The 11,212-nt window shown below is 64.7% G+C and carries 14 protein-coding genes; 8 read left to right on the plus strand and 6 right to left on the minus strand.

Annotated features, from left to right (window positions below; translation table 11 throughout):
- From ACE3SN_RS13740 to rpsD, 7 genes are all read left to right on the plus strand, one after another.
- Positions 1-183: hypothetical protein (locus tag ACE3SN_RS13740; protein WP_374530920.1), on the plus strand; the 183-nt coding region annotated here is incomplete at its 5' end.
- A 147-nt stretch (positions 184-330) separates the two neighbouring features.
- Complete coding sequence (locus tag ACE3SN_RS13745) at positions 331-783, plus strand: RpiB/LacA/LacB family sugar-phosphate isomerase (protein ID WP_374530922.1); 453 nt, start codon at positions 331-333, stop codon at positions 781-783.
- A complete protein-coding gene (gene glyA / locus ACE3SN_RS13750; protein WP_374530924.1) occupies positions 780-2,093 on the plus strand; it encodes a serine hydroxymethyltransferase in 1,314 nt (437 codons plus the stop codon). Before ACE3SN_RS13745 ends, glyA begins: the two co-directional genes overlap by 4 nt.
- Before the next feature lie 3 nt (positions 2,094-2,096).
- Entirely contained in the window at positions 2,097-2,312 is a 216-nt protein-coding gene (locus ACE3SN_RS13755; protein ID WP_374530926.1) for a hypothetical protein, read from the plus strand.
- Complete coding sequence (gene nrdR, locus ACE3SN_RS13760) at positions 2,313-2,789, plus strand: transcriptional regulator NrdR (protein WP_374530928.1); 477 nt, start codon at positions 2,313-2,315, stop codon at positions 2,787-2,789.
- Positions 2,773-3,513 carry an RNA methyltransferase gene (locus ACE3SN_RS13765; RefSeq protein ID WP_374530930.1) on the plus strand — a complete coding sequence of 247 codons (741 nt, stop codon included), beginning with the start codon at positions 2,773-2,775 and terminating at the stop codon, positions 3,511-3,513. The genes nrdR and ACE3SN_RS13765 overlap by 17 nt, the downstream gene beginning before the upstream one ends.
- 174 nt (positions 3,514-3,687) lie before the next feature.
- A complete protein-coding gene (gene rpsD, locus ACE3SN_RS13770) occupies positions 3,688-4,299 on the plus strand; it encodes a 30S ribosomal protein S4 (protein WP_374530932.1) in 612 nt (203 codons plus the stop codon).
- Between the two features lie 68 nt (positions 4,300-4,367).
- Here rpsD and ACE3SN_RS13775 read toward each other — a convergent pair whose 3' ends face one another.
- The 4 genes from ACE3SN_RS13775 to ACE3SN_RS13790 form a co-directional block, all read right to left on the minus strand.
- A complete protein-coding gene (locus ACE3SN_RS13775; protein ID WP_374530934.1) occupies positions 4,368-6,368 on the minus strand; it encodes an alpha/beta hydrolase family protein in 2,001 nt (666 codons plus the stop codon).
- A gap of 70 nt (positions 6,369-6,438) precedes the next feature.
- On the minus strand, positions 6,439-7,569 hold the full coding sequence (gene tgt / locus ACE3SN_RS13780; RefSeq protein ID WP_374530935.1) for a tRNA guanosine(34) transglycosylase Tgt: 1,131 nt from the start codon (positions 7,567-7,569) through the stop codon (positions 6,439-6,441).
- A gap of 47 nt (positions 7,570-7,616) precedes the next feature.
- Complete coding sequence (locus tag ACE3SN_RS13785; RefSeq protein WP_374530937.1) at positions 7,617-8,027, minus strand: hypothetical protein; 411 nt, start codon at positions 8,025-8,027, stop codon at positions 7,617-7,619.
- Positions 8,028-8,091: 64 nt separating this feature from the next.
- On the minus strand, positions 8,092-9,531 hold the full coding sequence (locus tag ACE3SN_RS13790; RefSeq protein WP_374530939.1) for a carotenoid oxygenase family protein: 1,440 nt from the start codon (positions 9,529-9,531) through the stop codon (positions 8,092-8,094).
- 44 nt (positions 9,532-9,575) lie between these two features.
- Between ACE3SN_RS13790 and ACE3SN_RS13795 the strand changes: the two genes are divergently transcribed.
- Positions 9,576-10,154, plus strand: coding sequence for a TetR/AcrR family transcriptional regulator (locus tag ACE3SN_RS13795; RefSeq protein WP_374530941.1), 579 nt, complete (start codon positions 9,576-9,578; stop codon positions 10,152-10,154).
- Between the two features lie 40 nt (positions 10,155-10,194).
- Here ACE3SN_RS13795 and lptB read toward each other — a convergent pair whose 3' ends face one another.
- Together lptB and ACE3SN_RS13805 are read right to left on the minus strand one after the other, a co-directional pair.
- Positions 10,195-10,869 carry an LPS export ABC transporter ATP-binding protein gene (gene lptB, locus ACE3SN_RS13800; protein ID WP_374530943.1) on the minus strand — a complete coding sequence of 225 codons (675 nt, stop codon included), beginning with the start codon at positions 10,867-10,869 and terminating at the stop codon, positions 10,195-10,197.
- A 102-nt stretch (positions 10,870-10,971) separates the two neighbouring features.
- Positions 10,972-11,212, minus strand: a 241-nt coding sequence (locus tag ACE3SN_RS13805; RefSeq protein ID WP_374530945.1) for an S-adenosylmethionine:tRNA ribosyltransferase-isomerase, incomplete at its 5' end; no start/stop codon positions are given.

An 11,212-nucleotide genomic window follows, 5' to 3' on the forward strand; every position in this document is an offset into this window, starting at 1 on the left:
GCGGCGCTTCAGGAATATACCGTCAACCTTGCGCCCGATGGCAGCAAGGTGCAGCGCCACATCCACACCTGCCGGGTCAAGGGCAACTATTACATCGACGTCCACGCCTCGAAGTCGCTCTACACCCCGGCTGACCGATCCACGCTGCTGGCGCTGGTGGACGGTGTGACGATTGTCGAGTGAAGGCGCTGGCAAGCCCCGGAATTCCGTTAGCACTGCTTACGATTGGCGCTTTCCCTAAGGATTTTGCCCTCTGACGCTGGAAATGTGGACAACACGCCACTAAGGGGGGCGCGAACGAATCTCCCCTGACGACAGGCCCCCATCGCCATGCGCATTGCGATTGCTTCAGACCACGCCGCCGTCGACCTCAAGGCGGTGCTGCGCGAGTACCTGATCGGCCTGGGCCACGCGGTCGCCGATCTTGGCCCCGAAACCGCCGACCGGGTGGACTATCCGGACTATGGCTACAAGCTGGCCGAGGTGGTGGCCGACGGCACCGCCGAATTCGGCGTGGCGCTGTGCGGTTCGGGCATTGGCATCTCGATCGCGGTCAACCGCCACCCGGCGCTGCGCTGCGCGCTTGTCTCCGAACCGCTTTCGGCTGCCCTTGCGCGCGAACACAACAACGCCAACGCCATCGCCATGGGCGCGCGGCTGACCGGCGAGGATATGGCCAAGGCCTGCCTCGACGCCTTCCTTTCCACCGATTTCGGCGGCGGTCGCCACACCGGCCGCGTCGAAAAGCTTTCCAATCCCCCCTTCGAAGGAGCCACTGCATGACCGCGACCACCGACACCCTGCCGGCGATCCGCTCCAAAGGCTTCTTCACTGCCCGCCTTTCGGAAACCGATCCCGAAGTGTTCGCCGCAGTCCAGGGCGAACTGAAGCGCCAGCAGCACAAGATCGAACTGATCGCGAGCGAGAACATCACCAGCCGCGCCGTGCTGGATGCGACCGGCTCGGTCTTCACCAACAAGTATGCCGAAGGCTATCCGGGCAAGCGCTATTACGGCGGCTGCGAATATGCCGACGTGGTCGAAAACCTCGCGATCGAACGCGCCAAGGCGCTGTTCGGCTGCCAGTTCGCCAACGTCCAGCCCAATTCGGGCAGCCAGATGAACCAGGCCGTGTTCCTCGCCCTGCTCAATCCGGGTGACGCCTTCATGGGGCTCGACCTCAATTCGGGTGGTCACCTGACCCACGGTTCGCCCGTCAACATGAGCGGCAAGTGGTTCAAGCCGATCCCCTATGGCGTGCGCAAGGACGACGAGCAGCTCGACATGGAGCAGGTCGAACGCCTCGCCCATGAGCACAAGCCCAAGCTGATCATCGCTGGCGGCACCGCCTATTCGCGGGTGTGGGACTTCCAGAAGTTCCGCGAGATCGCCGATGCGGTTGGCGCTTACCTGCTGGTCGACATGTCGCACTTCTCGGGCCTCGTCGCCGGCGGCGCGCACCCCTCGCCCTTCCCGCACGCGCACGTAGTGACCACCACCACCCACAAGAGCCTGCGCGGCCCCCGTTCGGGCGTGATCCTGACCAACGACGAAGACCTTGCAAAGAAGTTCAACACCGCGGTCTTCCCCGGCATGCAGGGCGGCCCGCTGGTCCACGTGATCGCGGCCAAGGCGGTGGCCTTTGGCGAAGCGCTCCAGCCCGAGTTCAAGGCCTATGCCGCGCAGATTGTCGCCAATGCCCGCGCGCTGGCCGCCAGCCTTGCCGACAATGGCCTGAGGATCGTTTCGGGCGGCACCGACAACCACCTGATGCTGGTTGACCTGACCCCCAAGGACGTGACCGGCAAGGCCGCCGAAAAGGGCCTCGACCGGGCCTATCTCACCTGCAACAAGAACGGCATCCCCTATGACAGCCGTTCGCCGTTCGTCACCTCGGGCATCCGCCTCGGCACGCCCGCCGGCACCACCCGCGGCTTCCGCGAGGATGAATTCCGCGCAATTGGCGCGCTGATCGCCGAAGTGGTAGAAGGCCTTTCCCGCAACGGTGAGGAAGGCGACGGCCAGGTCGAAGCACGCGTTCGTGCGCGCGTTGAGGAACTGTGCAGCGGCTTCCCGATCTATCCGGAGGTGTAAGCGATGACCGATCCCAACCGCGGCGACGATCTGCTTGGCGATGCCAAGGAAGAAATCGTCGGCATGGCCAAGCAGGGCATGAAGCATCCTTCGACGGGGCCGGTGCTGACCGGCGCGGCGATCGGCGGGGTTGCCGGCCTGTTGCTGCCGGTGCTGAGCATCCCGGTTGGCGCGCTGCTGGGCGCGGGCTTCACGCTCTACAAGCGTTTGCGCCCGTAAATGCGTTGTCCGTTCTGCGCCCATGACGACAGCCAGGTAAAGGATTCGCGGCCCACCGAGGACAACACCGCGATCCGCCGCCGCCGCCAGTGCGACAGCTGCGGCGCGCGCTTCACCACGTTCGAACGCGTGCAGCTGCGCGAAATCGCCGTGGTCAAGAGTGGCGACAAGCGCGAGCCGTTTGACCGGGCCAAGATCGAGCAGTCCGTTGCCCTCGCCTGCCGCAAGCGCGGGATCACGCAGGAGCGTATCGACCAGCTTGTCTCGGGCGTGCAGCGCCAGATCGAAACGATGGGCGAAAGCGAGGTTCCGGCCAAGGCGATCGGCGAAATGGTGATGGATGGGCTGCGCCAGCTCGATAGCGTTGCCTATATCCGCTTCGCCAGCGTGTACCGCGACTTTACCGAAGCCCGCGACTTCGAGGAATTTGCCAGCACCATCCAGGACGTCGGTGGCCGCGATGCCGGAAAGTCCTGACGCCGGGGCGCTCAAGCCCGTCATTGTCCTGGTCCGCCCGCAACTGGGCGAGAACATCGGCAAGGCGGCGCGCGCCATGCTCAACTTTGGCCTCACCGAGCTGCGCCTCGTCACCCCGCGCGATGGCTGGCCCAATCCCAGCGCCGGTCCGGCCGCGGCCGGGGCGGACGTGGTGCTGGAACAGGCTGCCGTGTTCGATACGCTGGCCGAAGCGGTCTCTGACTGCGCCCATGTCTATGCCACCACCGTGCGCAAGCGCGGGGTAACCAAGCCGGTCGTCACCCCGGAAGAGGCCGCGCGCGCGATCCATACTGACGTGGGGCGCTCTGCCATCGTCTTCGGGCCGGAACGCGCGGGCCTTGAAACCGAGGACGTGGCGCTGGCCCGCGCGATCCTGACCGTGCCGATCAACCCCGAATTCGCCAGCCTGAACCTGGCCCAGGCGGTTATCCTGTGCGCTTATGAATGGTCGAAGCACCAGGGCCTCGCCCAGCCGACCGTCGAAGATCTGCTGCCCCCGGCCCCGCAGGAGGAGCTGGAAGGCATGATCGTCCAGATGGAAACCATGCTGGAAGCGCGCAATTACTTCTTCCCCCCGGCCCGCGCCGAGGCCACGCGGCTGACCTTGCGCAACATGCTGACCAAGCCGGGCTGGAACCATCTGGAAGTGCGCACGATGCGCGGCGTGCTCTCCACGCTCGAAAAACGTGCCCCGAAAGCTTGACTTTCCGCCAATCTGCGGCCAAAGGCGCGCCTTCGCAATTGACCCCGCACTCCGGTGAAGCGGTGGTCGCATTCCGTTTCGGTCGATTTGGGCCGTTTTGGGCGGAATGGTGCGGTTCCGGACCAGTAGGCGGGCGGTTGTCGCCAGCCATGCAAATTGAAAGGTCGATGCGCCATGTCGAAGCGCAAGTCGTCGAAGTACAAAATTGACCGCCGTATGGGCGAAAACATCTGGGGCCGTCCCAAGAGCTCGGTGAACCGCCGCAGTTATGGCCCGGGCCAGCACGGCCAGCGCCGCAAGGGCAAGCTCTCGGACTTCGGTATCCAGCTGCGCGCCAAGCAGAAGCTCAAGGGCTACTACGGCGACGTGACCGAAAAGCAGTTCAAGCGCACCTACCAGGAAGCTTCGTCCATGAAGGGCGACACCGGCCAGAACCTGATCGGCCTCCTGGAACAGCGCCTTGACATGGTGGTGTACCGCGCCAAGTTCGCGCCGACCATCTTCTCGGCCCGCCAGATCGTTTCGCACGGCCACATCTATGTGAACGGCGTGAAGTGCAACATCGCCAGCCGCCGCGTCCGTCCGGGCGACGTGATCTCGCTGGGCGCCAAGGCCAAGGAAATGGCCCTGATCGCCGAAGCGCAGTCGCTGCCCGAACGCGAAGTGCCGGAATATGTTGCCGCTGAAGGCGACAAGGCCACCTTCGTGCGCGTGCCCACGCTCGACGAAGTGCCCTATCCGGTGAAGATGGAACCGAACCTGGTCGTCGAATTCTATTCGCGCTAAGTTCGCAGTTCCTGCGAAATTCGAAGGGCGGCCCCGCGGGGCCGCCCTTTTCGTTTGCGCCGTTCGGATCAGTTCGTCGGCATTCCGAAAGCCTTGCGCAGGAAGCTGTCCGACCGGGTCAGCAGATCGGCGCGGTCGGCGGCATTATCGATCGAATGGGCCTGGCCGGGATACTTGACGAGATCGACCGGCTTACCCGCCCCGCGCAAGGCGGCGGCCATCTGGTCGCTCTGGCCGGGATCGACTGTCCAGTCCCATTCCCCATGGAACAGAAGAACCGGCGCGGCGAACTTATCCGCGTTCTGGGCCGGTGAACCTTCGCGCAGGTGGGGGCCATCGCCCACGAACTGGCTGACGATCAGATAGTCTGTGTAGTCCTGATGATCGCGCTTGAGGCGCGCAAGATCGGTCACCGGAGCGATTGCGATCACGGCCTTGAACAGCGAGGGATCGAGCGCCTGCGATTGCAGCGCCGCATAACCGCCATAGGACCAGCCGACGATCGCCAGCTTGTCTGGCGCGGCAATCCCTTGCGCCACCAGCCAGCGACCGCCGTCGTCGATATCGCCAATCGCCGTGCGCCACGACTGGAACCCGTTCTTTTCGAACCAGTCCGAGCCATAGCCCGCCGAACCGCGATAGTTCGGTTGAAGCACGGCATAGCCCCGCGCCGCGAAGAACTGGGCCATCCAGTCAAACCCCCACTCATCGCGCGCACCGGGGCCGCCGTGGGGCATGACGATAGTCGGCAGGTTCTTGCCCGCGGAGCCAACCGGCAGGGTCAGATAAGCCGGGATCATCGTGCCGTCCTTGGCCGGATAGGATACCGGCTTCATTTCGGCGAGTTGCACCCCAGCCAATTGCGGGCGCATCGGCAGGAGTTGTTCGAGCTTCTTTGCCGAGCGATCGAACAGGTAGAACATCCCCGGGTCGCGGTCGCTGCCGGCAAAGACCAGGATCCTGTTTTCATCTTCGCTGGCATCGAGGAAGTCGACCAGCGGCTGCCCCGGCAGCGCCTTGCCCAGCGACGTGCGCAGCTTTTGCAGGATGGGATCGAAGAATTCGGTGCGGCGATATTCGCCGGCATAGGTTGCGCCGACCACCCGGCCACTGCGGCCGAAGCGAACAAGGCCGTCAACGTCGATCCCCGGCTTGGCGATGACCAGTTCGCTCGTCCCGCTGCCATCCAGCTTTACGCGGTAAACGGCCGTGTGACCATCGGCATCGTCAAAGCCGTAAACGACGTTGGCATCCGGATCGACCGCGACCGGCGCAAACCCGCTGGTCGTGCCGATCGGATTGAACGTCAGCCGCCCCAGCCCGGTCCAGCTCCGTTCGCCCGGCTTGCGGTAGAAATAGTCGATGAAGTTCTTGTCGTAGCCGGTCCCGGTCGAAGGATTGCTCCCCATGACGCGAATATTGCCGCGCCCGTCGCTGATGAAGTCGACCGCGTTCTTGACCGGCTGTTCGACCGGGGAAGAGCGCAACGACGACGTATCGACGCGCTCAACCGCGAGCCCTTCGCCCTTTTGCGCCAAACGGGTGTTGAGATCGGATTCGGGCACGACCAGCCGGGTCATCAGCACTTCGCCGGGCTTGCCGCCATTCCAGTCGATCACTTCACCGCCGTACAGCGCTAAACCGAGTGCCCGGCTGCTGCGCTGGCGGGTCACGCTCTTCACGTCGCTGCCATCGACATTGACCGCGATCATCCGGTTATAAACCGTCATGTCACCGGTGTCCTTGGTCTGCACCACCACCTGGCAGACCAGTCGTTCCTCGCTCGGCCAATCGCAGTGGCGCAGGTGTTCGCCCTGGGCAGTCGAGGCGAGAATCGGTTTGGGCGCGCCGCCGTTCACCAGGTCGGCGATCAGTAGCGCCTCACCCTGCGGCTCTGCCGGGGCAATGATGGCGGCGCGGGTCCCGCCGGGCGACATCGAAATGTCGAGGATCGCCGGGCGCGCGCCGAATTTTGCGGCAAGTTCGCTTGCGCTTTGGGCATAGACCGCAACCGGCATCGCGGCCAAGGCCAGCACCGCCACCGAAACACCACCAAGCAACCGCCGCATCAAAGCCCCCGTAAAAGCAATTTCAGGGGCTTAGCATGACAGCCACGCGGCGCGTGTCAAACCTGCTCCGTTATCGGTGCAAATAATCCGCGCGGAACTGGGCGGCGAAGACGGCAAAGGTTCCGCCCGCGATGGCATCGCGCATCCCCTGCATCAGCTGCTGGTAGAACGTCAGGTTATGCTCGGTCAGCAGCATCGCCCCCAGGATCTCGCCCGCCTTGTGCAGGTGATGCAGATAGGCCCGGCTGTACTTGGTGCAGGCATCGCAGGGGCAGCGCTCGTCAAGCGGCGCGGTGTCCTCGGCATGGCGGGCATTGCGCAGGTTGACCGGGCCATTCCAGGTAAAGCCCTGCCCGTTGCGGCCAGAACGGCTGGGCAGCACGCAATCGAACATGTCGACCCCGCGCTCGACCGCGCCGACGAGGTCATCGGGCTTGCCCACCCCCATCAGGTAGCGCGGACGGTCTTCGGGAAGCATATCGGGTGCGAAGTCGAGCGTGGCGAACATCGCCTCTTGCCCCTCGCCCACGGCCAGGCCGCCAATCGCGTAGCCGTCGAAGCCGATCCCGCGCAGCGCCTCGGCGCTTTCGCGGCGCAGGTCTTCATGCAGCGCGCCCTGCTGGATGCCGAACAAGGCCGAGCGCGCAGCGTGCTCCTCGCCGCTGTCAAACCCTTCGCGGCTGCGCTTGGCCCAGCGCATCGACATCCGCATCGAGGCCGCGATCACATCATAGGGGGCATCGGCGCGCGGGCATTCATCGAAGGCCATGACGATGTCGCTACCTAGCAGGCGCTGGATTTCCATCGAGCGCTCGGGCGTGAGCAGATGACGCGAACCATCGATATGGCTGGCGAAGGTCACGCCCTCCTCGGTGATCTTGCGCAGTTCGCTAAGGCTCATCACCTGATAGCCGCCGCTGTCGGTCAGGATCGGGCGGTCCCAGTTCATGAACCTGTGCAGCCCGCCCAGCCGCGCCACGCGCTCGGCGCCGGGGCGCAGCATCAGGTGATAGGTGTTGCCAAGGATAATGTCGGCTCCGGTCGCGCGGACGGTTTCGGGCTTCATCGCCTTGACCGTGGCCGCCGTGCCAACCGGCATGAAGGCAGGCGTGCGGATTTCGCCGCGCTGCATGGCAATCGTGCCGGTGCGGGCCTTGCCATCGGTGGCGTGGATCGAAAACTGAAAGCGCGGGGCGGACATGCGCTGCCCCTAGCCGCCCGCGCGCAGCTAGTCGAGCGGCAGCGTGGTCACGCCGCGGAAGCGACGGCCGCCTCAAGCTCCGCGCAGAGATCCTGCCACAGCGATCGCTCGCCCTCGTCGCGGCTGGCCCGTGCCAGCACAGCGCCCGTGGCCGCGATCATGCTGGAATACCAGGCATAGGGAACCTGCAGCGTATCGTTGTGATGCGGCGCCGAGGTTTGCAGGATGATCTCCACCTCGGCCCGGCGTTCGCACCAGGTCATCAGGCAATAGAGCGCGTTCTCGACCATCTCGGCCTCAAGCTTGGCCGGGTTGTGTGGGGCGTGATGGGCAAAGCTGGCCTCGGCCTCGGGATAGCGGGTAAAGAACTCGGCCATGACCAGCGGGGTCACATCGCCCAGCACTTCGGCTGCGTGTTCCAGTGCTGCTTCAACCAATGGCAGTCGCGAATCCGCCATACCCCTCCCTCTCCTTGTTTGCGCCTTGGCTAACAGCAGCGGGAGGGGTTTGTCTTGATTATTGTCAAGTCGCGTCCGGCAGCCAGTTGCCGTGGAAGCCCGGCGGAATGCGGTGCGGGATATGGACGCTGGCGACCGGCGGCGCGGCCACATCCGCCGCATCGAGGATGACCAGGTCGGTCGTCTCGTTCGCCGCGTCGATCACATAGCCCATGATCCAGCCGTCGCCTTCGGGGGCATCGGCGCTGCGCGGCACGAACACGAATTCGCCCGGCACCCGGTTCGGCCCGAAATCGTGCTGGCTGCGCGCGCCGGTTTCCAGATCATAGCGGTAGATTGGCGTCGCCCCGAGGAAGCCCGGATCGTCGCTGGTCGGCAGGCCAAGCGACCAGGCATAGCGATAGGACTGGCCGAAGAAGCGCTCGTCCGGGCGGTGGAATTCCTGCGGCGCGCTGTCGAGCGTGACGCGCGTGACCTTGCGGGCCGCCGGGTCGATCGTCCAGAGCTCCATCCCCAGCGGGCGGCCGTTGGGGCCATCGGCGCCGCCCGCGAACATCGTTTCGTGAACCGAGCTGTCGACAATGACCTTGCCGTCCGCCGTCTCATAGCTGTTGGCTACATGGAAGACGTAGCACGGATCGACATCGCACCACACGATCTGGTCCGCGCTGCCCTGGCGCGGCAGCAGGCCGACGCGGGCCTTGTGGTCCGGGTTCCAGGCATAGGGGAACTGCGCGCCGCCGATCAGCGCCTTCATCGAGAAGGTCACCGGTAGGTCGAACACCAGCACGTAGTTTTCGGTGATGGTGCATTCGTGGATCGACGGGCCGTGTTCGACCGGGATCGGCTCTTCGCGCACCACCTTGCCTTCGGGTGAGACGACGACGTGCCAGACGGTGTCCTGCGTCATGCCGTCATAGACGATCGCGTGAAGTTCGCCGGTCCTGGGATCGAGGTGCGGGTGCGCGCTGAAGGGTACGTGCAGTGTTCCGCCGAAATCGGTGTAGGTGACCGTTTCGAGATCGTCGGACAGTTCGGCCGGGAACGAACCTGCCTCGACAATGGCGAGCGTCTTACCATTGTGCTGGATCACATTGGTGTTGATGAGGTCGCGCCGCCCCCGACGCGGCCCTGGCGCCGCCTTGGGGCCGCCCTTGGCCTCCAGGTCCTGCGAGCGGATGTAGCGGTTGCGATACCACAGTGCCTTGCCGTCCTGCAGCCGCACCCCGTGGACCATGCCATCGCCGATGAACCAGTGGTGCCCGCGCGGATCGGGGCGCAGCGGGTTCGGCCCGATGCGGACATAACGGCCCGAAAGTTCGGGCGGGATCGTGCCGGTAACCTGAAGGTCGGTCAGCGTGCGCTCTTCGGTCATCGGGGTGTGGATCCCGGTCAGGAAGGGATGCTGGCGGTTTTCGTCCTGCCGCGCGCGGTTGAAGGCGGCGAGTTTGGTCACGCCCTTGGTTACGACATTGCGGATCACGGTTTCGACGGCGCTTGCCATGATGCGAATCTCCCTTTAATGTTTATGCCGTAAACATAGCGCACATGGTAACAGTGTCAACATCACCCCTCGCCGCCCGCACCTATCACCACGGCGACCTGCGTTCCGCGTTGGTCGAAGCCGGGCTGAAGGCGCTCGAAACCACCGAAATCGAAGACCTGTCGCTGCGCCAGCTGGCGCGCGATGTCGGGGTTTCGGCAACGGCGGTCTATCGCCACTTCCCCGACAAGCGCGCGCTGTTTTCCGCCCTCGCCGATGCCGGGATCGAGCGCCTGTTTCATGCGCAGGAGGCCGCAGCCGAAGCCGCCGCCCCGAATGAGAGTTTTGCCGCCACGGGCCGCGCCTATGTCCGCTTTGCGCTGGCCAACCCGGCACTGTTCCGCCTGACCTTCGCCTATTCGTGCCGTTCAGGGCCAACCGTTTTCGGCAACAGCCGGGCCGCGCTGATGCTGCAAGACTATGCCGCCAGGATCGCTCCCGATCCCGAGGACGCCCGAACCTTGGTGATGCAGGCCTGGTCGCTGGTTCACGGCCTCGCCATGCTGATGCTCGACGGCCAGCTACCGCCGGAAGACGCGCTGATCGACCGGGTGATCGATACGAACAGTCTGTTCGGACGGTAGGTTTGCAGACGCCAGGCAGCGTGGGCAAATCCCGCTTAGATCAGCGTGTATGGCTCTTCGCGCCGAGATAGACCTGGTGCACCAGCTCGTCGGCCAGCATGTCGTCAACCGATCCTGCGAAGATCACCTCGCCCATATGCAGGACATAGGCGCGCTCGATCAGGCCGATCATCGCGGGGATATTCTGGTCGGTGATCAGGACGCCAACATCGTGGTAACGCAGGCCTGAGATCACCTCGACGATCGAGTTCACCGTCATCGGATCGATCCCGGAAAAGGGTTCGTCGAACAACATGATCGACGGGGCCTGGGCCATCGCGCGGGCCACTTCGCAGCGCCGCCGCTCGCCGCCCGACAGACGCGTTGCGGGCGTATCGCGGACATAGTCGATGTCGAACTGCGCAAGCAGCGCATCAAGGCGCGGTCCCCGCAGCGCCTTGTCGGGTTCCAGCAATTCCAGCACCGCCGCGATGTTCTGCGCGGTGGTCATTTCCCGGAAGATCGAGGTTTCCTGAGGCAGGAAGCTCAGCCCCAGCGGAGCCCGCCGGTCAATCGTCAGCCGGGTGATGTCGCGTTCGTCGAGCAGCACCTGGCCGGTTTCGATCCCGGTCAGCCCCATGATCGCTTCAAAGCAGATGGTCTTGCCCGCACCGTCGCGTCCGAACAGGCCGACGATTTCCCCGCGCCCGACCCGGAGCGATACATCACGCAGCACCTGGCGCCTGCCGAAGCGCTTCGAGACGGAGCGCAGTTCCAACCCCGCGCCGGGCTCAGCGCTCCCGACCGGCGTCCGATGCCTGGCGCCCCCCATCGCGGCTCAGCTCGCTCCCGGCAGCAGCAAACTCGAATCCCCATAGCTGTAAAAGCGGTATCCGGCCTTGATAGCATGGGCATAAGCGGCCTGCATCCGATCAAGCCCCATCAACGCGGAAACCAGCATGAACAGGGTCGACTTGGGCAGGTGGAAGTTTGTCATCAGCCCGTCAATCGCCCGAAAGCGGTAGCCCGGAGTGATGAAGATCTCCGTGTCACCCGAAAATGGCTGGATCACCCCATCC

The sequence above is a fragment of the Novosphingobium sp. genome (assembly GCF_041915465.1).
GTDB lineage: Bacteria > Pseudomonadota > Alphaproteobacteria > Sphingomonadales > Sphingomonadaceae > Novosphingobium.

Excerpts from the sequence above, each read along its gene's own strand:
- tgt (WP_374530935.1), bottom strand. The coding sequence starts at position 7,569 with ATGTCCGCCCCGCGCTTTCAGTTTTCGATCCACGCCACCGATGGCAAG.
- rpsD (WP_374530932.1), top strand. The coding sequence starts at position 3,688 with ATGTCGAAGCGCAAGTCGTCGAAGTACAAAATTGACCGCCGTATGGGC.
- ACE3SN_RS13755 (WP_374530926.1), top strand. The coding sequence starts at position 2,097 with ATGACCGATCCCAACCGCGGCGACGATCTGCTTGGCGATGCCAAGGAA.
- ACE3SN_RS13790 (WP_374530939.1), bottom strand. The coding sequence starts at position 9,531 with ATGGCAAGCGCCGTCGAAACCGTGATCCGCAATGTCGTAACCAAGGGC.
- ACE3SN_RS13775 (WP_374530934.1), bottom strand. The coding sequence starts at position 6,368 with ATGCGGCGGTTGCTTGGTGGTGTTTCGGTGGCGGTGCTGGCCTTGGCC.
- ACE3SN_RS13745 (WP_374530922.1), top strand. The coding sequence starts at position 331 with ATGCGCATTGCGATTGCTTCAGACCACGCCGCCGTCGACCTCAAGGCG.
- ACE3SN_RS13785 (WP_374530937.1), bottom strand. The coding sequence starts at position 8,027 with ATGGCGGATTCGCGACTGCCATTGGTTGAAGCAGCACTGGAACACGCA.
- glyA (WP_374530924.1), top strand. The coding sequence starts at position 780 with ATGACCGCGACCACCGACACCCTGCCGGCGATCCGCTCCAAAGGCTTC.
- nrdR (WP_374530928.1), top strand. The coding sequence starts at position 2,313 with ATGCGTTGTCCGTTCTGCGCCCATGACGACAGCCAGGTAAAGGATTCG.
- ACE3SN_RS13795 (WP_374530941.1), top strand. The coding sequence starts at position 9,576 with ATGGTAACAGTGTCAACATCACCCCTCGCCGCCCGCACCTATCACCAC.
- ACE3SN_RS13765 (WP_374530930.1), top strand. The coding sequence starts at position 2,773 with ATGCCGGAAAGTCCTGACGCCGGGGCGCTCAAGCCCGTCATTGTCCTG.